The organism is Chitinolyticbacter albus (assembly GCF_024437655.1).
In the GTDB taxonomy this organism is placed as follows: Bacteria; Pseudomonadota; Gammaproteobacteria; order Burkholderiales; family Chitinibacteraceae; genus Chitinolyticbacter; species Chitinolyticbacter albus.
This window is the reverse complement of the sequence record NZ_JANBVF010000014.1, coordinates 17,433-39,163: the sequence shown is the minus strand read 5'-3', so window position 1 is coordinate 39,163 and position 21,731 is coordinate 17,433. Positions and strand designations below refer to the sequence as shown.

The window sequence follows — 21,731 nt, the reverse complement described above, 5'->3', positions numbered from 1 at the left end:
TCGGAGGTCCACATGAGTGACTTTGCCGGCATGGAAGACTTGCTGCAGGATTTCCTGACCGAAGCGTCGGATTTACTATCCGAGGTCGACAACAAGCTCGTCGAGCTGGAAAAGCGGCCGGACGACAAGCACCTGCTGAACGATATTTTCCGCGGCTTCCATACGATCAAGGGTGGCGCAGGCTTTTTGAACGTCGACGTCATGGTCAGCCTGTGCCACCGCACCGAAAACCTGTTCGACAAACTGCGCAACGACGAGCTCAAGCTCAACCCCGAGATCATGGACAGCATCCTCGCCGCCACCGGCGTGGTGCGCGACATGTTCGGCTCGCTCTCACAAGGGCGTGCGCCACAAGGCGCATCGCCCGAACTGATCGCCGAGCTTGACGCCGTTCTGAGTGGCCAAGCCGCTGCGCCGGCGCCCGAACCCGTAGCCACTCCCACGCCGGTGGCGGCGCCCGCGCAGGCCCCCGCCGCAGCGCCTGCCGGCGATGGCCCGGATTGGGGTGGGCTCTATAACGCCCTGCTCGGTGTCGAGGTCGTTGCCCAAGCTGCGCCGGTGCCGGCCCCTGCCGCGCCCAAGCCCGTGGTGGCAGCCCCTGTGGCGGCGGCTCCCGTGGCAGCGGCCATCCAGGAACCGATGCAGGCGCTCAAGCCTGCGCCAGCGGTCAAGGCCGCGCCGGCGCCGAGCCAGCAACTGTCTGCAGCCACGCAGGAAACGTCGATCCGCATCGATACCGTCCGCCTGGATCAGGTGCTCAACCTGTCGGGCGAAATCGGCCTCACCAAGAACCGGCTGACCACGCTGCGCAGCGACATCATGGCCGGACGCATGGATACCACCACGCTGAAGGCGCTGGACGAGGCCATCAGCCAGCTCGACCTCTTGGTCAGCGATCTGCAGAACGCGGTAATGAAGACGCGGATGCAGCCCATCGGCCGGCTGTTCCAGAAATACCCGCGCCTGGCGCGCGATCTCGCCCGTCAGCTGGGCAAGGACGTCGAGCTCGTCATCATCGGCGAGGAGACCGAGCTCGACAAGACCATGATCGAGGATCTGAACGACCCGCTGGTGCACTTGGTGCGCAACGCGGTCGATCATGGTGTCGAAACGATCGAAGAGCGGATTGCCGCGGGAAAATCGTCCAAGGCGGTGGTCGAGCTGTCGGCCACCCAGGTCGGCGACCATATCCTGATCGAAATCACCGATGATGGCCGCGGCATACGACCGGACGCCATCCGCAGGAAAGCGGTCGAAAAGGGTCTGATCGACGCCGAAACCGCCAACAGCCTCGATGACAAGCAGAGCCTGCAACTGATCTTCCTGCCCGGCTTTTCGACCAAGGACCAGATTTCCAGCGTGTCCGGCCGCGGGGTTGGCATGGATGTGGTCAAGACCAACATCCAGCGGCTGAACGGCCGTATCGATATCCAGTCGGTCGTCGGCGAAGGTTCGCGCTTCGCGATCTCGCTACCGCTCACGCTCGCCATCCTGCCGGTGCTGGTGGTCAAGGTCTGCGAGCAGGCGTTTGCCGTGCCACTCGCGATGGTGCGCGAGATCATCCCGATCCGGGGCGATCAGGTTCAGGAAGTTTCCGGTCGCGCCACCATCGTGGTGCGCGACGAGATCCTGCCGGTGAAATCGCTGGCTGCGCTGATTGGCTGGGAGGAAACCCAGGTCCCGCAGTTCGGCGTGCTGATGCAATCGGCGGAACACTCCTTCATTCTCGCCGTCGACAGCTTTGTCGGTCGCGACGACGTGGTGATCAAGCCACTGCAGAACATCCGGCCACGCGGTGTTGCCGGTGCCACGCTGACCGGCGACGGCTCGGTGGTACTGGTGCTCGATATGGAAGACCTGCTTTCGTCGACTAATGCCGATAGTTCGGCGGTGAAAATTTCACGACTGGTTGAAAATGCGACTTGAATGGCAGACTAGAAAGGCCGACGATAGAATTAGCCGACTCTGATATTCAAGCAGCCCCCGCCCCCCAGGATTCGAGACGATGACGCAAGAACACGCATTTATAGGCCGCCAACCCATTCTGAACCGGCAACAGCAGATCATCGGTTACGAGCTGCTGTTCCGCCTGAACAAGGAAGCCGTCAGCGCTGAATTCTCCAGCGATATGCAGGCTGGCACCAACGTGTTGGCCAACACGATTTCCAACATGGGCACCGATTGGCTGGTAGGCAGCAAGCTTGCCTTCATCAACGTCGCCGAATCGATGCTGGAAAGCAATTTCCTGGAACTGCTGAACCCGCAGCGCGTGGTGCTCGAAATCGTAGAGACCACGCATGCGACGCCAGAGCTGCTGGCCCGCCTCAAGGAGCTGCGCAATCAGGGTTTCGGCGTTGCGCTCGACGACTTCGTGCTGACGCCGCAGACCGCGCCGTTCATGGAGTACGCCAACTACATCAAGCTCGACATCCAGCAGCTCGGCCTGCCGCAGGTGCCGGCACTGTCGAAGGAGCTGCGCAAGTTCCCGGTGCTGCAAGTGGCCGAGAAGGTCGAGACCAAGGACGAGTTCAAGCAGTGCCTCGATATCGGGCTCGACTGCTTCCAGGGCTATTACTTCGCCCACCCGGAAACTCTGTCGGCCAAGGTGATCAACCCCAGCTACGCCAACATCCTCAATCTCTTGAACATGCTGCGGAACAACGCCGAGATCCGCGACATCGAGAATGCGTTGAAGCGCGACGTGGCGCTGTCGTTCAAGCTCTTGCGCTACATCAACTCGGTCGGTTTCGGCCTGTCGTGCGAGATCCAGTCGTTCCGCCACGCCGTCACCATCTTGGGTTACCAGAAGCTGTATCGCTGGCTGACGCTGCTCCTGGTGACTGCCGGCGCCGAAACCGGCGCGCCGCCAGCCCTTCTCAAGACCGCCGTCACCCGTGGCCGCCTGGTCGAACTGCTGGGTAGCCATCTGCTCGACGGGCAGGACCGCGACAACCTGTTCATCGTCGGCATGTTCTCGCTGCTCGACGTACTGCTCGACATGCCGCTCGATCGCATCCTGGAAACGCTGATCCTGCCCGAATCGATCACCGATGCCCTGATCAGCCGCTCCGGCATGTACGGCCCCTTCCTCGAACTCGCGGAAGCGTGCGAAGACCCGGGCATGAGCGAGGTACCGCGCCTGACCGAACAGCTGCAGATCACCCCGGAAATGCTCAACCGGGCTCATGTGCAAGCCTTGTCCTGGGTCGAGGAACTCGGTGTCTAGAACACCGACCACCCCGAAACCGGCAGAACTCCGGCGATAAAAAACCCCGCACTGGCGGGGTTTTTTATCGGGAAGGCCGCGCTCAATTGGAGAACGCGCTCGCTTCGACCACATTCCAGCCCTTGCCACGATTTTCCACGTCCGAACTCAGCTTGGCGGTACCCGCGCCATTCACCAATTCGGCGAACTTGGGGAACTGTGCCAGGACATCGGCGTTGGTCTGCCAAGGCGCCGGGTTGGCGATCTTGTAGGTATAGCTGAGCGAATGACGGCTGTAGTTCGAGGTTTCCTCGGCCACCTTGTCTTCGGCCACCTTGTCGACTTCCAAGGTACCGCTGCAGAAACCCGGGCCTGCGGGTTCGGTCAGGCCAGTGTAGAAATTGGTGCCGTCTTCAGTGACGGTGAACTGCACCTTGCCAGCTTCGCCTTCCACCGGGCCCACCTGGACGAGGCCGGCCTTCACCAGGGCGGCAAGCTGGGCGCCATTGGGCGCGGTCAGCGCTTCGTATTTCTCGTCGACCGGCTCGCCAAAGCGGACCGGCATCGGAATGCAGGTCTTTTCAGCGGTGCTGAGAAAGCTGTTGATCGAATTCACCAGCTCTTGCTGGTCAACGGCAGTGGATTTCTGCTCTTCGCCCGATTTGCCACAAGCGGCCAGGCCCAGTGCGGCCAGCACAACAACCACGGCCAGTCTCGTCGTTTTCTTCTGCATGGTGGTCCCCCTAGGTTTGCTTCACATCTGCAGGGCCAGAGAATAACACCCACATTCGGCTTGTGGTATCGATCACATCAAAATCGGTGGTCAACGTCGCCACAAACATGCATATCCACCGTCAACGTGCCGGATCGAAATTCAGCGCAACCGAATTGATGCAATAGCGCTCGCCCGTCGGCTCGGGACCATCGGGGAAGACATGGCCCAGATGAGCATCGCAATGGGCGCAGCGCACCTCCACGCGCGCCATGCCGTGGCTGTAGTCGGCAATGCGGACGATGGCTTCAGCATCGGCCTGCTGCCAGAAGCTGGGCCAGCCACAACCCGCGTCGAACTTGGTATCCGAATGAAAGAGCAGCGTGCCGCAACAGATGCAGCGATAGTCACCCGTCTCGCTGCGCCGATAGTGCTCGCCCGTGTAGGGCCGCTCGGTACCCGCCTGGCGGGTCACCCGATATTGCTCAGCCGACAGCTGTTGCCGCCACTCGGCATCGCTCTTCACGATCTTGTCGCTCATCGATTTGCACTCCTTATCACATCCGGCGCAGCGACGGCTCCAGCAACTGCGCGGCCCGGACCTGCCCCACCAGTCTATGCGCATCGTCGATCACGTAAACCAGCGCATGCTCTTGCAACATGGGGATCAGCACGGTCCACGGCAAGTGTGCCTGCACCGAAGCGGCTTCCCGCATCACCACGACCACATGCTCACCCGAGGCGCGCCGCAGCATGGCCTCGGCGACCGCCACCACCTGCGTGCTGGCAGGTCCCGCATCGCACAGCTCGCGCCAGCCTACGCGCCCTAGCAAGCGGTGCTGATCATCCGCGACCGCAACGTCGCCGTGGCTCAATAGCAGCGGCCAGACGTCGCTCACTGCAGCTTGCGGGCCGACTACAGCCGGCACCGGCACCGCCAGATCGCCGCAACGGGGCGCTCCGGGGCGCCGACCCAGCGCATGGCGCTGCACACCGGCCATGAGCTCGGCCAGCGTTTCCGGCGTGATATCGACCACTTCGCCCGCCTCGGCCAGCGCGGCAACCAGGTCTTCTTCTGCCAGCCGCGTGACAGTCGAGGTGGCCCGCTCGGTATCGCGTTGCGCCGGGTAACGCCGACCGCGCACCGCATTGTTGGCGAGCAAGGCAACGGCCAGCAGCAGCAAGGCATTCAGGCCCACGGGCAGCAAGGCAAAGCCGAAGCCGAGCTGGTGCACGCTGGCGCCGCCGATCACTGCGGTCAATGCAGCGGCACCACCTGGCGGATGCAGGCTGCGTGTGTAATGCATGGCGACGATGGCCGCGCCGACAGCGATGCCGGCCACCGGCCACGTTGCAGGCAGGTAACGGGCGCAGGCCACCCCGACCAAGGCGGAGATCACCTGCCCGCCCACCAAGGGCCAGGGTTGACCCAAGGGGCTATGCGGCAGGCCGAACACGATCACCGAGGAGGCGCCCATCGAGGCCACCAGCCAGGGTGCCGCGTCGCCGCCCACCACGCCATGGGTCACCCAACCGGTGATGAAGATGCCCAATACGGCAAACACGCCGGCGCGCCAGCGTTCCATGTGCCCGACCTGGGCGGGTGGCGGGAAAAAGCGTGCAAAGCGGCGCGGCCAGCGGCTGGAGGCAGAAAACATGGCAATGGGGCGAAACGGGATGCCGCATTCTATCGAATGCGCACCAAATCAGGGCGCATTTATCGCCTGTGCCACGGCGGCCACCACCGCCGGCCAGTCACCGGGACGCGGCTGGCGAAAGAGCCGCAGGCTGGGATACCACGGGCTGTCATCGCGATCCAGCAGCCAGCGCCAATCGGCGTCGAAGCGGCTCATCAGCCACACCGGCTTGCCCAGCGCACCAGCCAGGTGCGCCACCGAGGTGCACGAAGTCAGGATCAGATCGAGGCCGGCCATATAAGCCGCGGTATCGTCGAAATCCCGCCAGCTGCCACTGTCATCGACCAACTCGAAGCCGGCGGCGCTCGCTTCCTGCCCCTTGCCCTGTTGCAGGTTGTGCCAGCACACCCCAGGCACGGTGGCAAGCTGGCGCAAGAGGCCCAGTGGCACGGAACGCCGCGCGTTGTCCGCCTGGGTGGTGCTACCGGTCCAGCACAGGCCGATCCGTCGCCTGCCGGTCTCAAAGCGCGTTGGCGGCTGCGTGCTGCGCAGATAGGGTGTGGCATAAGCCGCCAGCGCTGCCTCATCGATCTTTAGCGCGCGCGCCAGCGACATCAGTGGCAACCAGTGCGTATAGCCATCCTGCGCTGGAATGGCATCGAGCACGGTGACCGTGTCGCCAAGGCTGGCTGCGAGCAAGCGCCATAGCGGCGTGGGGCAAACCAGAGTGACATGGGCAAAGCGGGTACGCAGCGCAGGCACGAAGCGCACGAACTGCAGCACATCGCCAAAACCCTGTTCGGCAATGATCAACAGGCGGGCCGTCGGCGCAACGGCGGCGCCTTGCCAGCGTTCCAGCGCAATCGCCGGCTCGGCAATGCCGCATGCCTGCCAGCGCGCTTCGTAGCCGGCCCAGCCTGATTGCCAGCGCGCTTCGAGCAGGTCCAGCGTGGCCAGCGCGTAGCGGCTGAGGGCGCTGTCCTCGATGGTCAATGCCTGCCGATAGCCGTCGCGGGCCGCTGGCCAGTCGCCCAGGGCGCGATGGCAACCGGCAAGGTTGTGCCAGGCGCCGGCATGGCGCGGCGCCTGCGCCAGTACCTCGCGCAAGAGCGCCAGTGCGGCGCTCACGTCGCCGCGGTCGCGCCACAGGCAAGCCAGGTTGTAACGGGCTTCGGTGTTGCCAGGCGCGTGCGCCAGCGCGGCCTGATAGTGCTGTTCCGCAGCGTCCGCCTCGCGCAGCTCGAGCAGCAGGTTGCCCAGGTTGTAGTGGGCCAGTGCGTTGCCCGGCTCGCGCTGCAATATCGCCAGCAGTTCGCGCCGCGCAGCCGGCGCGTCCCCTTGCACGCGCAACACAAAGGCCCAGTTCAGCCGCAGCGCGCTCGATTGCGGATCGATGGCGATCGCGCGCTGCAAGGCCCGGCTGGCGGCGGCGTGATCGCCCTGCCGCGCGCACGCCTGACCGAGCGCCGCCCAGCCCGCCACCGCCTGTGGCGCAACGGCAAGCGCGGCTTCGAGCAAATGGCGAGCCTTGCCGAAATCCCCGGCACGGCAAGCGGCGATACCGGCCTCGAGCGCCTGCGCTTCAGTCGCCATGCCTAACCCCAGCCGGTGATCAACCAGTTGGCCACACGGCTTGCCGCCGTTTCCCAGCCGGCATCCATCATCAAGGCGTGCCCTACACCGTTCACCCATTGCGGTTCGACGTGCCAGGCGTGTGCGGTGCTGCGGACATCGATGTGGGGAATGATGCGGTCATGTTCCACCCCCAACACCAGGCAAGGCAGGTCGGCAGGGTTGCGCACCATCAGCAACGGGTGCGGCATCATCAGTTCGGCCAGCGCCAGCGAGGATTCGGGTTGCGCCCGCGCGGCAAAGGACGCGAGCTGCTCTCGCCCCAGTTCCGGGCTGAATAGCAACTCGCGCAGCAGCGCCATGTCCAGCGTTTCCAGCCCCAGGTGCCACTGGAAACGATTGAGGCCCAGCAGCAAATGCGGCGCGGACCACCCCATGAACGCGAACGACGCGGCCAGCCCATATGGCGCAACGCTGGCCAGGAGCGCGAGTCCAGCCAACGGCGCCTCGCGGGCGTAGCGCTGGGCGATATGGCCACCCAGCGAATGCGCGATCAGGATCGGCGGCTGGGCGAGGCCAGCGCAGGCCTGTGCCAGGTCGGCCTGGTAATCGGACAATCCCAGCCAGTCGAGCCGTTCCCTGCCCGCGCTGCCGGCGTGACCGGACAAGCTCAGGGCGTGGCAGTCGTAGCCCAGCCCCGAGAAATAAGGCATGAAGGTCTCGGCCCAGCACCAGGCGCCGACATAGGCGCCATGCACGAACAGAAGCGGCGGCGCGCGCCGCGGCACGCCGGTGGGCGGACGATGGATGAGCTCGATGTCGCGGGCCATCAACGCACCAGCCCCACGCCGATGCGTAACCCCTCGGTCTTCTGGTTGTAGGTGCGCAGCGTTTCACTGTAGCCCTTCCAGTACTGCAGGTAGGCAAACAGGTCGAGGCCGGTCAGCGCCTTGAGCGGATAGGCGATATCGACCTGCGCGCCCGCCTTGCCGCTGTTGCCGATGCGGGCCAGCGAGCCCACGGTCAGCCCCTGGCCGTCGCCCGCCCGGAAGCGCCAGTCGACGTGACCGCGGTAATCGGCGATGTCCTTGTTGTTGTCCATATCGGTCACATAAGCGGCAAAGACCGGCGAGAACACCAGGTGGTGGCCATTGACATCCCCCCAGGTCAGCGTCGGCGTCAGGAACAGCTGGTTCAGGTCGCGCGATTCGTCACCGCCCTTGCCGTTGGACTCATGGCGAAAACCCAAGGCCAGATCGAAGCGGTCGGCAAAAGGCAGCCGGATGAAGTTGGCGCGCTCGTAAAACAGCTCAGGCTTGTAGCTTGTATCGTAGAACGGCGTGGAATCCGCGCTCAGATCCCACAGCGACGTCTGGGTATAGGCAAAGCGCAGTCCCCCAAGCCAGGGGTAGCGCTGGGCGATGACACTGTCGGGATCGAAGATCTGGTAACGGAAGCTGAACTGGAACCGCGCGTCCTCGCCATTGCCGTTGAACAGGAAATACATCGGCTCGTGCGGCGCGAAACGCGCCCCGGCAAAGTTTTGAAGCGCAGTGTTCTGGATCTGCGATTCCGCAGCTTGCACTGTTTCGTGCTCGGGATCGATCGCGGCAGGCGCCGTGGCGACGGCTGCTACCTCGGCGGGTGTCTCCGGCACCGCATAACGCAGCAAGCGCGCCGAGGCCGGCGCCAGCTCAAACGGCTCGGCATCCCCCTGCAACTGGCAGGCGCGCGACCCCGGGCAGGTCAGCGTGGCGGTCGGCGTCACCACCTCGGGGACGTCGCTGCGGTTCACGTACAGCACGTCGACCTGCGCCGCCCCCTTGGGGCCGGGCAGGAACACGGTTTCACTGGCATGGACCGTCGTGAGCACAAGCGCGAGCAGGGCACAGCAGATTGCGGGAGTTGGAATCATGGTGTCGCGCGGGGAAGGTAAGGTTCGATTATCGTCAGATTCGCGGGTCAGCGCGAACTCGCGGCTCAGCTTGGCTCGCCGATCTCGCGCGGCGCCCGCTTGAGCTCCTGCAAGACCTGGCCGGGATTGATGTCGAAGTGCTGGCGAAACCGCCGCGAAAAACTGGCGATTTCCAGGTAACCCACGCTGCTCGCCACTTCACCGACATTGCCCGCACCCGCCAGCAACAACTCGCGCGCCCGCGCCATGCGGCGGGCGATGATCAACTGTTGTGGCGCGGCGCCCAGATGGCGCACGCACAGCCGCTGCAGATGCGCCGGGCTCACGCCATATTCGGCAGCCAGCGTCTCCACCCGCCATTCGGCCGCCGGATCGCGCCTGACCTGATCGAATAGCGCTTCCAGCCGCGCCTTCACCGCATCGCCCGCCTCGGTGCTGGCCAGCATGCGATTGAGCAGATCGACCACCAGCAATAGCGCGGGACCTGCGTGGCTGCCGTGCGCGATTTTCACTTCCTCGCACAGCAGCGCCACCGCGTGATACAGGCTGTCGCCGTGCAGTATGGGTCGCACGCTGGCCTGGCTGCCCGCCAGCATGGACCAGCGCGGCGTGTCGTTGACCAGGAACCAGGCCATGCGCCAATGCGCGCCAGTGAGGCGAAAACCACGATGCCCCAATGCCGGCAGCACCGCCATCTGGCCAGGGGAGACCGGCAGGCGCTTGTCGCCGTCGATCACCTCGCCCTCGCCTTCCACCCCGACCAGCACCACATGAAACGGGGCGCCGATACGCTCGACCTGCAATTTGCCCCGTGCGTCGGAATGCCCGACCAACAGCAGGTCATGGTCCACCAGCGCGCGCAGATGCGGGTGGTGGAAGATGCGCGAGCCCACCGATTTTTGCCAGGCTTGCTCGCCGACATCGAACATTTCCTGATAGATCGTCGACATGACGCCCTCGTGCTGGATTTGGACAAAAATGACCATCAGATTGCGACATTCCAGCGGAATGCTCAATCGCTTACTGTCTGCCTCGAACAAGTCCCATAACGAGGAGTCACCGATGTCGCGTCGCCTTTCATTGTTGTTGCTGCCCTTCGTCGCCGCCTGCGCCAGCACCGCCCAGCAGGCACCCGCCCCCGCCAACAGCTACCAGCTCGTGTCTTACCTGCCCAACTGGCAATCGGACGAGGCGCGCGCCCGCGCCGCCGACGTGCTGCACGAGCTCAGCGTCGGCGTGTACTCCTTCATCGAGGTAAAGCCCGATGGCACGGGCTTCGTCGCCGATGCCAGCAAGCCCGTGGCACAGACCTGGAAGCAGGCCTTTGCCAAGGCGCGCAAGGCCAATCCCAAGCTGGCCTGCCAGTGGGCGATCGGTGGCTGGACCGGCTCACGCAACATCGCCAAGGTGGCGCAGACCGAAGCCGGCCGCGCCAAGCTCGCCAGCACCTCGGTCGCCATCATGCGCGAATACGATTGCCAGGGATTGGATCTGGACTGGGAACACCCGGTCACCGGCGGCGACTACGCGGCCGATGCCTCCGAAGCCGACCGCGACAACTGGGTGAAGCTGCTGCAGGCACTGCGCACGGCGCTCGACGCCCAGGGCGCCAAGGATGGCCAGCGCTACATGCTGACTGCCGCCATTCCCAACCTGAACGGCGGCTGGGTGCTGTCGGGCTACCAGCTCAAGGGCGCGGTGCCGCTGCTCGATCGCGTCTACCTGATGAGCTACGACATCTACGGCGCCTGGAGCAAGGTGGCCGGCCTGCACGCCACGCTCTACCCGATCAAGTCCGATCCGGACAGCGGCATACTCAACGGCGCAGCCGGCGTGCAGTACTTCCTGAACCAGGGCTTCAAGCCGTCGCAGCTGGTGCTGGGCGTACCGTTCTACGCCCGCGCTCAGGCCGAGGTGCCACCTGGCCCCAATGGCGATGGCCTTGGCCAATCATCCAAGGGGCCGGGCCTCAAGGACCAGCCCGATCCGGGCACCATCACCTACGCCGACATGAAGGCGCAGATTCTCGGCAAGCCGGGCTGGAAATCGTTCCGCAGCAAGGAACACGGCGACGCGCCCTACCTCTACAGCGCCGAGCGCAAGGAATTCCTCAGCTATGACGATCCGCAATCGCTCAAGGTCAAGGCGGACTTCGTCAAGGCGCAGCAACTCGGTGGCGTGATGATCTGGGAGCTGACGCAGGATGATGCCGAGCACTCGCTGCTGCACACATTGACCAGCAATCTGCGCTAACCACGCACATCGCACATCGCCCCGACTCCGGTCGGGGCGTCGCCGTTTCGGGCCCACCCCCCAAACAGGCGCAGCAAGGCCCTGGTGGCCCGGCGGGCGGGTAGCCCGCACAGCCAAATAACAGAGAACCGGAGGATGGAATGAAACACGCAACAAGGATCGCAGCGCTGGCGGCATTGCCTCTGGCACTAATGCTGATCAGTGTCGAAGCCAAGACACTGCGCTGGGCCGGCTACGACTGGAACGTGCGCGCCGGCGGCGGCGGCCCTGGCCCCAACAACTGGGATGAAAACAACGCCTGGGTCGACGCCAGCGGCTACCTGCACCTGAAGATCGCCAATCGCAACGGCAGCTGGAGCTCGGCCGAGGTGCAGTTGCTGAACCCGGCGCGGGTCGGTTTCGGCACCTACCAGTTCCAGATGCTGGGCCGCCCGGATCAGCTCGATCGCAACACGGTGTTCGGCTTCTTCACTTATCCCAGCGCCGACGTCGGCCCCAACGCCACGCACGAGATCGACATCGAATTCGCTCGCTGGGGCAACGATACCTACCCCTGGCTCAACTACACGGTCTACCCGAACGAAGTCGGCATCGAAGCGAGCTGGGCCGGCTCCAACGATGCTTTGAGCACCGATCGCACCACCCATCGCTTCACCTGGCTGTCGTCCGGCATCACCTACCAGGCGCTGAACGGTCATGTCGGCGTGAGCGACAACGGCGGCGAGTTCCTGCGCTGGCAGTTCCCCAAGGCGGAAGACCCGAACAACTGGCTGCGCCGCTACAAGTGCCCGAACAACGATGCCAGTCGCTGCGTGTCGCAGAAGCAGCAGCAATTCCTGATCAATTTCTGGCAGTTCGAGGGCAAGGCCCCGGCCAACGGCCAGGAAGCCGAAGTGGTGCTCACGGGCTTTAGCTACCAGCCCTACGGCAACGGGCCGACCCCGACGCCGCTGCCCACGCCCAAACCGACCTCCTTGCCCACGCCCAAGCCCACAGTGGTGCCGACCACCAACCCGACGCCCGTGGTGGCCACGCCGACGCCGGTAGCCGGTTGCGCCGTTGCGGCTTGGAGCGCCAGCGCCGTCTATACCGGTGGCCAGCGTGCCAGCTACGGCGGGCGGCTCTACGAAGCCCGCTGGTGGACTCAGGGCGACAACCCGGCGCAATCGGGTGCCTGGGGCGTATGGAAGGATGTAGGCGTTTGCGGCAACGCAAGCACGCCGACCACCGCGCCTACCCCGCAACCGACCAAGGCGCCGACACCGGCGCCGACCATGGTGCCCACCGCGCAACCCACGCCGCGACCGACACCCACGCCGGTCGCCGGCTGCAGCGCCTGGCAGGAAGGCCGCGCCTACTCGATCGGTGAGTGCGTCAGTTACAACGGCAGGCAATACAGCTGCCTGATCGCCCATACTGCTCCGGTGGGCGGTGGCTGGACGCCGGAGGTAGTGCCCGCCCTCTGGAAACAAAAGTAAGCACTGTATTACCTGCGAGCCCGGCCTCTGGCCGGGCTTTTTTAATTGGCGCTGGGTTACGTTCGTCGCTCACACCGTCCATCTATGTAATTACGCACATCGAAAGAGCAAAATTGCCAAGTACGATGCACCTGTAAGCAAAAATAATTTTCGGCCTCGCCACGCGGCGGGCAAAGGATACGGTGTGACCCTCGGCATCAACTTCCTTCCCTCTGCGCGGCGGATGTGGCTTCCAGACAGCATGTCCAGCCAACTGCCCGCCAGCGACCTGCCCTTGCGGGCGGAACTCTTCAGTGCCGACCAATTGGCGCAGCATGGCCGCGCGTTGGCGGCCTCGCACACACTCTCCAGTGCGCGCGTCCCGGATCGCCTGCTCGCGCGCCTGGCCGACAACGAGTCCTGCCTGATCGAGGCTTGTCGCCTGCTCACCCAGGGGGATGCCAAGCGCAGCATCACCCCGGCCGGAACCTGGCTGCTCGACAACTTCTATCTGATCGAAACGCAGATCGGCACCGCCAAGCGCCACCTGCCCAAAGGCTATAGCGTGGAGCTGCCGCGCCTGGCGGGCGAACCCGTGGCCGGCCTGCCGCGCGTCTACGACATCGCACTCGAAGCGGTGTCGCATGGCGACGGCCGGGTGGACGCGGAAAGCCTGGGGCGCTTTATCGCAGCCTACCAGAGCATCAGTCCGCTCAAGCTGGGCGAATTGTGGGCGGTGCCCATCATGCTGCGCCTGGCGCTGATCGAGAACCTGCGCCGCGTGGCAGTACAGATCTCCAGGAGCTGGACCGATCGTATGGTCGCGGACGACTGGGCCGAGCGCATGCTGCAGATCGCCGAGGAAAACCCGAAGAACCTGATCCTCGAAGTCGCGGACATGGCGCGCTCCGACCTGCCGATGACGAGCAGCTTCGTCTCCGAGCTGACCCGACGGTTGCAGGGGCGCGGCCCCAGCCTGGCGCTACCGCTCACCTGGGTCGAACAATGGCTGGCCGAAGTCGGCCTCACGGTGGAGCAACTCGTCCATCAGGAAAACCAGAAACAGGCGGCGGACCAGGTTTCGATCAGCAACAGCATAGGCAGCCTGCGGGCGCTCTCCGCGATCGAGTGGCGCGAGTTCGTCGAATCGCAGAGCGTGGTCGAGCAGATCCTGCGCGACGACCCCGCCGCGACCTACCCGCGCATGGATTTCGCCACGCGCGATCGCTATCGCCATGTGATCGAATCGCTGGGCAAGTACAGCCCGCTGTCGGAGGGCGAGATCGCGCGGCACGCGGTTACGCTCGCGACCCTCGCGGGCGCCGGGCATGAACATGCCGATGATCGCCGCCGCCACGTCGGTTTCTACCTCGTCGATGCCGGGATGCCGGCGCTGGAGCACGCCGTATCGGCTCACCTGCCGCTGTGGCAACGCTTGCGCCAGGCGGCGGAGCGCTGGCCGTTGTCGCTCTATCTGGGCGGCATCGCGTTGCTCACCGCGCTGCTGAGCTGGGGCTTGTTGGCGCTGGCTCAGGCCAGCCAGCTCGGTGCGGTACTGCCGCTCTGGGCCCAGGCGCTGCTCGCGCTGCCGGTGATCATCGTGGCGAGCCAGCTGGCGGTTTCGCTGGTGAACTGGATGGCGACGCTCCTGGCGGCGCCGCAACTGCTGCCACGGCTCGATTTCGAGCACGGCATTCCGGTCCAGGCCCGTACGCTGGTGGTCGTGCCGACCATGCTGTCGAGCGCCGAGGGAGTGGAGTCGCTGCTGGAAGCGCTGGAAGTGCGCTTTCTTGCCAACCGGGACGAGCAGCTGTTCTTTGGCCTCCTGACCGATTTTTGCGATGCCGACGACGAAACCCTGCCCATCGATTCTGCCCTGCTCGCGCAGGCACAGGCTGGCGTGGCCGCGCTCAATGGCAAATACGATTGCGACGGCGGCATCACGCAGCCGGACCGTTTCTTCCTGTTCCACCGCCCGCGCCGCTGGAACCCGCAGGAGCGCGTATGGATGGGGCTGGAGCGCAAGCGCGGCAAGCTCGCCGAACTCAACGCGCTGTTGCGGCATGGCCACCGCGATCCGGCCGGCACCGGCTTTTCGTTGATCGAGGGCCAGATCGAGCCACTTTATGGCGTGAAATACGTGATCACGCTCGACACCGACACGCTGTTGCCGCGCGACGCGGCGCGGCAGATGGTCGGCGCGATGAGCCATCCGCTCAACTGCCCGCTGTACGATCCGGCGCGCCAGCGGGTGGTCAGCGGCTACGGCATCCTGCAGCCGCGCGTCGCCACCACGCTCGCCAACGCGCAGCGTTCGCACTACGCCGCGCTCTACGGCAGCGATGCCGGCATCGACCCGTACACGCGCGCGGTGTCGGACGTGTACCAGGACGTGTTCTGCGAAGGCTCTTTCATCGGCAAGGGCATTTACGACCTCGACGCCTTCGAGCAGGCGCTGGGCGAACGCCTGCCGTGCAACCACGTGCTGAGCCACGATCTGCTGGAAGGCTGCTACGCGCGCTCCGGCCTGCTCAGCGACGTGCAGGTCTACGAGGATCAACCCACCCGCTACGACAACGACGTGATACGGCGCTACCGCTGGATACGCGGCGACTGGCAACTGGCCGGCTGGCTGCTGCCACGCGTGCCCGGCCAGCGCGGCGAGCGTCGTAACCCGCTGTCGGTGCTGTCGCAATGGAAGCTGTTCGATAACTTGCGACGCAGCCTCGTCCCCATCGCCCTGCTGCCGCTGTGGATCGCCGGCTGGCTGCTGGTGGCCGCACCCTGGCAGTGGACGCTGCTGCTGTTCACCTTCCTGCTGCTGCCCGTGCTGTGCGGGGCGCTGTTCGATTTCGTACGCAAGCCGTCACAGCTGTTGTGGCGCCAGCATGCGGTGAGCCGGGCCCACGCGCTCGGGCGCAGCGTGAGCCAGGTGCTGTTCCACCTTGCCTGCCTGCCCTACGAGGCGTGGTACACGCTCGATGCGATCGTGCGTACCGGCTGGCGCATGCTGGTGATCCGTCGCCACCTGCTGGAATGGAACGCCTCGAGCGAGGTGGAACGCGCCGCCAGCCGGCGTGGCCCGCCAACGCTGGGCATGATGCTGCGCCGGATGTGGGTGGCCCCCGTCACGGCCATCGCGACCGGCGCTGCCGTCGCCCAGCTGGGAGCGGCGCCCATGCTGGCCGCGGCGCCGATACTGCTGCTGTGGCTGTTCTCTCCGGCGATCGCCAGCTGGTTCAGCCAGCCGATCGAACTTCGCGAAACGACGCTGTCCGCCAGCCAGATCCGATTCCTGCGCGGCGTGACACGGCGCACCTGGGCCTTTTTCGAACATCTGGCCGGGCCGACCGATCACTGGCTGCCGCCGGACAACTACCAGCAATACCGCCAGGTGATGGTGGCGCATCGCACCTCGCCCACCAATATCGGCCTGGGCCTGCTCGCCAACCTCACCGCCTACGACTTCGGCTACATTTCCACCGGGCAGCTGGTGTTCCGTACTGCCAACACGCTGCATACGCTGCGGCGGATGGAACGCTATCGCGGCCACTGGTACAACTGGTACGACACACGCACGCTGGAGCCGCTTTATCCGCGCTATGTGTCGACGGTGGATAGCGGCAACCTCGCCGGGCACCTGATGATCCTGCAGACCGGCTTGCAGGAGCTGGCCGAGCGCCGCATCCTGTCCGAGCAGCTGTTCGCCGGCCTTGCCGACACCCTGGCCGTGCTGACCGAAGCTAGCAACGGCCTGGCCGCCAACGCGCTGCGCCGTTTCCGCAACATGCTGGCCGCGATCACGGCGGCCCCACCGACCAACCTCGCCAACGTATGCCTGCGGCTGGTGGAACTCGCTGGCGCCGCCACCGAGCTCGTCGCGCAGATACCGGATACCTCGCAAGACAAGGACTCGCCCACCCGCGAAGCCCGCGACTGGGCCGCCGCGCTGGCCCGCCAGTGTCACGACGCGCTCGACGATCTGATGCGGCTCGCGCCCTGGCTGTCGCTGCCCCCCGCGCCCTCCGGCGTCGAGCCTTTCACCGCCGTCACCGGCATTCCCACGCTGCGGGAGCTCGCCGAGCTCGAGACGCGCGTGCTGCCGCGCATCCGCGCCCAGCTCGAAGCGGTGCTGGGCGAGCCGCAGCGCGACTGGCTGGCCGTGTTGCAGCAGCAGGTGATCGTCGGCAGCGAGCTCGCGCGCCGTCGTATCGCCGAGCTTGAGACACTGGCGCAGGAAGCCGGCCAGATGGCCGAGATGGAGCACGATTTCCTCTACGACGCGCGTCGTCACTTGTTCATAATCGGCTACAACGTCAGCGAGCACCGTGCCGACGCCGGCTATTACGATCTGCTCGCCTCCGAGGCGCGGCTGGCGTGTTTCGTGACGATAGCCCAGGGCCGCGTACCGCAGGAGAGCTGGTTCGCGCTCGGCCGGCTGTTGGTGAATACCAGCGGCGAGCCGGCGCTGCTCTCGTGGAGCGGTTCGATGTTCGAGTACCTGATGCCCATGCTGGTGATGCCCAGCTACGCGCACACGCTGCTCGACCAGACCTGCCGCGCAGCCGTCGCGCGCCAGATCGAATATGGCAAGCTGCGCGGCGTGCCCTGGGGGATTTCCGAATCGGGCTACAACACGGTCGACCAGCACCTCAACTATCAGTACCACGCCTTTGGCGTACCGGGTCTGGGGCTCAAGCGCGGCCTGGCCGAGGATCTGGTGATCGCGCCGTACGCCTCGGTGATGGCGCTGATGGTGGCGCCCGATGCCGCCTGCCACAATCTGCAGAAGATGGCGGCCAGCGGCTACACCGGCCATTTCGGTTTCTATGAGGCCGTCGACTACACACCGGTGCGCCAGCGCCGCGGCCAGACCAGCGCCATCGTCCACGCCTTCATGTCGCATCATCAGGGCATGAGCCTGTTGTCGCTCTCCCACGCGCTGCTCGGTCAGCCCATGCAGCGCCGATTCGAGGCCAACCGCCAGTTCCAGGCCAATATCCTGTTGCTGCAGGAACGCATCCCCAAGACCATGCCGCTGTTCCTCGAAACGGCGCAGCGCATCGACGACAGCAACGCATCCACCGCCAGCGAGATACCGCTGCGCACCTATAGCCACGCCGACACCCAGACTCCCGCGGTGCAGTTGCTGTCCAATGGCCGCTACCACGTGATGGTGAGCAATGCCGGCGGTGGTTACAGCCGCTGGCACGACCTGTCGGTCACCCGCTGGCGCGAGGACACCACGCGCGACAACTGGGGCGCCTTCATCTACCTGCGCGACGTCCAGAGCGATACCTGCTGGTCCAGCGCCTACCAGCCCACGCTGACCCTCCCCGCGAGCTACGACGTGGTGTTCTCGGAAGGCCGGGCGGAATTCCGCCGGCGCGACATCGTGGGCGAGGACAAAGCAGAGATCGAGACCCATACCGACGTCGTGGTCTCGCCCGAGGACGATATCGAGCTGCGGCGCGTGCGTATCACCAACCTGTCGGACGAGCGGCGCGAGATCGATCTCACCAGCTATGCCGAGGTAGTGATTGCGATGGCGGCGGCAGACGCCGCCCACCCGGCGTTCAGCAACCTCTTCGTGCAGACCGAGATCGTGCGAGCACGCAACGCCATCCTCGCCACCCGCCGGCCGCGCTCGCTCGACGAAAACGCGCCATGGCTACTGCACCTGATGTCGGTGCACGGCGAAACCCGTGGCTCGACCTCGTTCGCAACCGATCGCATGCGTTTCATCGGTCGCGGCCACAGCACCATCGCGCCGCAGGCGCTGCGACAGGACGCGCTGGACGACAGCGAGGGTTCGGTGCTCGACCCCATCGTGGCCATACGCCAACGCGTGGTGCTGCAGCCGGACGAAGCGATCACCGTCGATATCGTCACCGGCATGGCCGGCACCCGGGAGCAGGCGCACGAGCTGATCGAGAAATACCAGGATCGCCGGCTGGCCGATCGCGTGTTCGATCTGGCGTGGACCCATGCCCAGGTGGCGCTGATGCAGATCAACGCCAACGAATCGGACGTGCAGCTCTATGCCCGGCTCGCAAGCGCCGTGCTGTACCAGCACTGCGGGCTGCGCGCCAATTCGGCCATCCTGCAGGCCAACCGGCGCGGCCAGTCCGGCCTATGGGGCTACGCCATCTCGGGCGATCTGCCCATCGTGCTGCTGCAGGTGGGCGACACCACCAGCCTCGATCTGGTCCGCCAGCTGGTCAAGGCCCACGCCTATTGGCGGCTGAAGGGCCTGCTGGTCGATCTCGTGATCTGGAACGAGGGCTACTCCGGCTATCGGCAGAGCCTGCAGGAACAGATCATCGGCCTGATCGCCTCGGGCACCGAGGCGGCCTCGCTCGACAAGCCTGGCGGCATCTTCGTGCGCCCGGCCGAGCAGATCCCCGCCGAGGATCGCGTACTGCTGCAGGCGGTGGCCCGCGCCATCATCTCGGACCAGCGCGGCACGCTCGCCGAGCAGCTCGACCAGATCACACAGACCCAGGTCAAGGTGCCGCGCCTGGTTCCCATCATTGCGCCACGCCTGCATGCGCAAGCAGCCTCGCCACGGCGCACCGACCTGATCCAGGACAACGGGCTCGGCGGCTTTACCCGCGATGGCCGCGAATACGTGATCGAGCTCGGTCCGGACGATGTGACACCCGCGCCCTGGGTCAACGTGCTGGCCAATCCGGCCTTTGGCACCATCGTTTCCGAGAGCGGCAGCGCCTACACCTGGGCCGGCAATGCGCACGAATATCGACTGACGCCGTGGCACAACGACGCCGTCAGCGATCCACCGAGCGAGGCCATCTACCTGCGCGACGAGGAAAGCGGCCTCGTCTGGTCACCCACGCCGCTGCCGGTGCACCTGCCCGTCCACTATCGCGTGCGGCACGGCTTCGGCTACAGCGTGTTCGAGACGCGCGTCGACGGCATCGTCAGCGAGCTGTGGATCTATGTCGCGACCGATGCGGCGGTGAAGTTCTCGGTGCTGAAGATCCGCAACGAATCGGGGCGCAGCCGCAAGCTCTCGGCGACCGGCTACGTCGAATGGGTGCTGGGCGAGTTGCGGGCGAAGTCGGCCATGCATATCAGCATCGAACTCGCGCGCAGCGGTGCCCTCTTCGCCCGCAACCCCTACAACACCGAGTTCTCCGAGCAAGTGGCGTTTTTCGATGTCGACGGCGTCAGCCGCAGCGTGACCGGCGATCGGGCGGAGTTCCTGGGCCGCAATGGCACGGTACAGCAGCCGGCGGCACTGGGCCGCCAGCATCTGTCCGGCCGCGTCGGCGCCGGGCTCGACCCGTGTGCAGCACTGCAGGTGCCGTTCGAGCTGCCCACAGGCCAGAGCCGCGAGCTGGTGTTCCGTCTGGGCCTGGGCCACAACAGCGAGGAGGCCGAGCAGCTGGTGCAGCGTTTTCGCGGCACGGCCGCCGCACAGGCCGCACTCGATGCGGTGTGGACGCACTGGAACGATACGCTGGGCACCATCCAGGTCGAGACACCGGATGCGGCAGTCAACGTGCTCGCCAACGGCTGGCTGGTCTACCAGACACTGGCCTGCCGGATCTGGGCGCGCAGCGGCTTCTACCAGTCTGGCGGCGCCTTTGGCTTCCGCGACCAGTTGCAAGATGTGATGGCGCTGGTCCACGCGCAGCCGGCGCTGGTGCGCGAGCATCTGTTGCTGTGCGCCAGCCGCCAGTTCCGCGAGGGCGACGTGCAGCACTGGTGGCACCCGCCGGCCGGGCGTGGCGTGCGCACGCATTGCTCGGACGACTACCTGTGGCTGCCGCTGGCGACGGCCCGCTACGTGGAAGTGACCGGCGACACCGGCGTGCTTGACGAGAGCACGGGCTTCCTCGAAGGCCGACCGGTGCCGGCGGAGGCCGAGTCCTACTACGACCTGCCCGGCCAGGCGAGCGAAGTGGCCACACTGTACGAGCACTGCATGCGCGCCATCCAGCACGGCTTGCGCATGGGCGAACACGGCCTGCCCTTGATGGGATCGGGCGACTGGAACGATGGCATGGATCTGGTGGGGCGCGAGGGCAAGGGCGAGAGCATCTGGCTCGCCTTCTTCCTGCATGACGTGTTGCGCCGTTTCGAACCCATCGCCCGCCAGCGCGGCGACGAGGCCTTCGCGGGGTTCTGCAACGACCAGGGGGAGCAGCTGCGCCACAACATCGAGACCCACGGCTGGGATGGCGCCTGGTATCGTCGCGCCTACTTCGACGACGGCACGCCGCTGGGCTCATCGAGCAACAGCGAATGCCAGATCGATTCGATTTCGCAAAGCTGGTCCGTCTTGTCCGGCGCCGGCGATCCGCAGCGGGCACGGCAGGCGATGCAGGCCGTCGACGAGCGCCTGGTACGGCGCGAACATGGGCTGATCAACCTGTTCACCCCGCCTTTCGATCACACCCGCCTCAATCCCGGCTATATCCGCGGTTATGTGCCCGGCGTGCGCGAGAACGGCGGCCAGTACACGCACGGCGCGATCTGGACCGTGATGGCCTTCGCCGCCCTGGGTGAAGCCGAGCGCGCCTGGGAGCTCTTGGCACTGATCAATCCGGTCAATCATGCCAACACGCCCGAGGCCATGGAACGTTACCGGGTCGAGCCCTATGTGGTCGCCGCCGACGTCTATGCCTTGCCGCATGACACCGGCCGCGGCGGCTGGAGCTGGTATACGGGATCGGCTGGCTGGATGTACCGCCTGATGGTGGAATCGCTGCTGGGCCTGACGCGCGAGCGCGAAACGCTGCATCTGGCGCCGCAGCTGCCCGCCAGCTGGCGCGGCTACGCGTTGCAATATCGCTTCCACCAGACCCGCTATCGGATCGAGGTTGCGCGTAACGCCGACGTCGCCGCGCTACAGCTGACGCTGGATGGCCAGGTTCTGCCCCATGCCGAGATTGCGCTGGTGAACGACGGTCAGGAACATCGCGTCATCGTCAACGTGCCGGCGGCATGAGGC

12 protein-coding genes are annotated in these 21,731 nt (G+C 65.6%); 5 read left to right on the top strand and 7 right to left on the bottom strand.

Annotation, left to right across the window (positions count from 1 at the left end; translation table 11 throughout):
- Positions 1 to 12 precede the first annotated feature (12 nt).
- Both NLI84_RS10080 and NLI84_RS10075 read left to right on the top strand, forming a co-directional pair.
- On the top strand, positions 13 to 1,926 hold the full coding sequence (locus NLI84_RS10080; RefSeq protein ID WP_255989965.1) for a chemotaxis protein CheA: 1,914 nt from the start codon (positions 13 to 15) through the stop codon (positions 1,924 to 1,926).
- Between the two features lie 79 nt (positions 1,927 to 2,005).
- Positions 2,006 to 3,226, top strand: a complete 1,221-nt coding sequence (locus tag NLI84_RS10075) for an EAL and HDOD domain-containing protein (RefSeq protein ID WP_255989964.1) — start codon at positions 2,006 to 2,008, stop codon at positions 3,224 to 3,226.
- An 82-nt stretch (positions 3,227 to 3,308) separates the two neighbouring features.
- On the opposite strand, the gene NLI84_RS10070 is transcribed toward NLI84_RS10075, so the two are convergent.
- From NLI84_RS10070 to NLI84_RS10040, 7 genes are all read right to left on the bottom strand, one after another.
- On the bottom strand, positions 3,309 to 3,938 hold the full coding sequence (locus NLI84_RS10070) for an SEN1982 family lipoprotein (protein ID WP_255989963.1): 630 nt from the start codon (positions 3,936 to 3,938) through the stop codon (positions 3,309 to 3,311).
- Positions 3,939 to 4,059: 121 nt separating this feature from the next.
- Positions 4,060 to 4,458 carry a peptide-methionine (R)-S-oxide reductase MsrB gene (gene msrB, locus NLI84_RS10065; RefSeq protein WP_255989962.1) on the bottom strand — a complete coding sequence of 133 codons (399 nt, stop codon included), beginning with the start codon at positions 4,456 to 4,458 and terminating at the stop codon, positions 4,060 to 4,062.
- Between the two features lie 16 nt (positions 4,459 to 4,474).
- Positions 4,475 to 5,575 (bottom strand): HPP family protein, encoded by a 1,101-nt coding sequence (locus tag NLI84_RS10060; protein ID WP_255989961.1) that lies wholly within the window; start codon positions 5,573 to 5,575, stop codon positions 4,475 to 4,477.
- A 48-nt stretch (positions 5,576 to 5,623) separates the two neighbouring features.
- Positions 5,624 to 7,147, bottom strand: a complete 1,524-nt coding sequence (locus NLI84_RS10055; RefSeq protein WP_255989960.1) for a tetratricopeptide repeat protein — start codon at positions 7,145 to 7,147, stop codon at positions 5,624 to 5,626.
- A gap of 2 nt (positions 7,148 to 7,149) precedes the next feature.
- Positions 7,150 to 7,956 (bottom strand): alpha/beta hydrolase, encoded by an 807-nt coding sequence (locus NLI84_RS10050; RefSeq protein ID WP_255989959.1) that lies wholly within the window; start codon positions 7,954 to 7,956, stop codon positions 7,150 to 7,152.
- On the bottom strand, positions 7,956 to 9,041 hold the full coding sequence (locus tag NLI84_RS10045; RefSeq protein WP_255989958.1) for a phospholipase A: 1,086 nt from the start codon (positions 9,039 to 9,041) through the stop codon (positions 7,956 to 7,958). The genes NLI84_RS10050 and NLI84_RS10045 overlap by 1 nt, the downstream gene beginning before the upstream one ends.
- A 65-nt stretch (positions 9,042 to 9,106) precedes the next feature.
- A complete protein-coding gene (locus NLI84_RS10040; protein WP_255989957.1) occupies positions 9,107 to 9,991 on the bottom strand; it encodes a helix-turn-helix transcriptional regulator in 885 nt (294 codons plus the stop codon).
- Between the two features lie 112 nt (positions 9,992 to 10,103).
- Between NLI84_RS10040 and NLI84_RS10035 the strand changes: the two genes are divergently transcribed.
- The 3 genes from NLI84_RS10035 (at position 10,104) to NLI84_RS10025 (ending at position 21,728) form a co-directional block, all read left to right on the top strand.
- Positions 10,104 to 11,294 carry a glycoside hydrolase family 18 protein gene (locus NLI84_RS10035; RefSeq protein ID WP_255989956.1) on the top strand — a complete coding sequence of 397 codons (1,191 nt, stop codon included), beginning with the start codon at positions 10,104 to 10,106 and terminating at the stop codon, positions 11,292 to 11,294.
- A gap of 140 nt (positions 11,295 to 11,434) precedes the next feature.
- The gene (locus tag NLI84_RS18995) at positions 11,435 to 12,772 is read left to right on the top strand and encodes a carbohydrate-binding protein (RefSeq protein ID WP_284699888.1); all 1,338 of its coding nucleotides are present in this window, start codon (positions 11,435 to 11,437) and stop codon (positions 12,770 to 12,772) included.
- 241 nt (positions 12,773 to 13,013) lie between these two features.
- Entirely contained in the window at positions 13,014 to 21,728 is an 8,715-nt protein-coding gene (locus NLI84_RS10025) for a glycoside hydrolase family 94 protein (RefSeq protein ID WP_255989955.1), read from the top strand.
- The last annotated feature ends 3 nt before the right edge of the window (positions 21,729 to 21,731 follow it).

Excerpts from the sequence above, each read along its gene's own strand:
- NLI84_RS10080 (WP_255989965.1), top strand. The coding sequence starts at position 13 with ATGAGTGACTTTGCCGGCATGGAAGACTTGCTGCAGGATTTCCTGACC.
- NLI84_RS10075 (WP_255989964.1), top strand. The coding sequence starts at position 2,006 with ATGACGCAAGAACACGCATTTATAGGCCGCCAACCCATTCTGAACCGG.
- NLI84_RS10070 (WP_255989963.1), bottom strand. The coding sequence starts at position 3,938 with ATGCAGAAGAAAACGACGAGACTGGCCGTGGTTGTTGTGCTGGCCGCA.
- msrB (WP_255989962.1), bottom strand. The coding sequence starts at position 4,458 with ATGAGCGACAAGATCGTGAAGAGCGATGCCGAGTGGCGGCAACAGCTG.
- NLI84_RS10060 (WP_255989961.1), bottom strand. The coding sequence starts at position 5,575 with ATGTTTTCTGCCTCCAGCCGCTGGCCGCGCCGCTTTGCACGCTTTTTC.
- NLI84_RS10055 (WP_255989960.1), bottom strand. The coding sequence starts at position 7,147 with ATGGCGACTGAAGCGCAGGCGCTCGAGGCCGGTATCGCCGCTTGCCGT.
- NLI84_RS10050 (WP_255989959.1), bottom strand. The coding sequence starts at position 7,956 with ATGGCCCGCGACATCGAGCTCATCCATCGTCCGCCCACCGGCGTGCCG.
- NLI84_RS10045 (WP_255989958.1), bottom strand. The coding sequence starts at position 9,041 with ATGATTCCAACTCCCGCAATCTGCTGTGCCCTGCTCGCGCTTGTGCTC.
- NLI84_RS10040 (WP_255989957.1), bottom strand. The coding sequence starts at position 9,991 with ATGTCGACGATCTATCAGGAAATGTTCGATGTCGGCGAGCAAGCCTGG.
- NLI84_RS10035 (WP_255989956.1), top strand. The coding sequence starts at position 10,104 with ATGTCGCGTCGCCTTTCATTGTTGTTGCTGCCCTTCGTCGCCGCCTGC.
- NLI84_RS18995 (WP_284699888.1), top strand. The coding sequence starts at position 11,435 with ATGAAACACGCAACAAGGATCGCAGCGCTGGCGGCATTGCCTCTGGCA.
- NLI84_RS10025 (WP_255989955.1), top strand. The coding sequence starts at position 13,014 with ATGTCCAGCCAACTGCCCGCCAGCGACCTGCCCTTGCGGGCGGAACTC.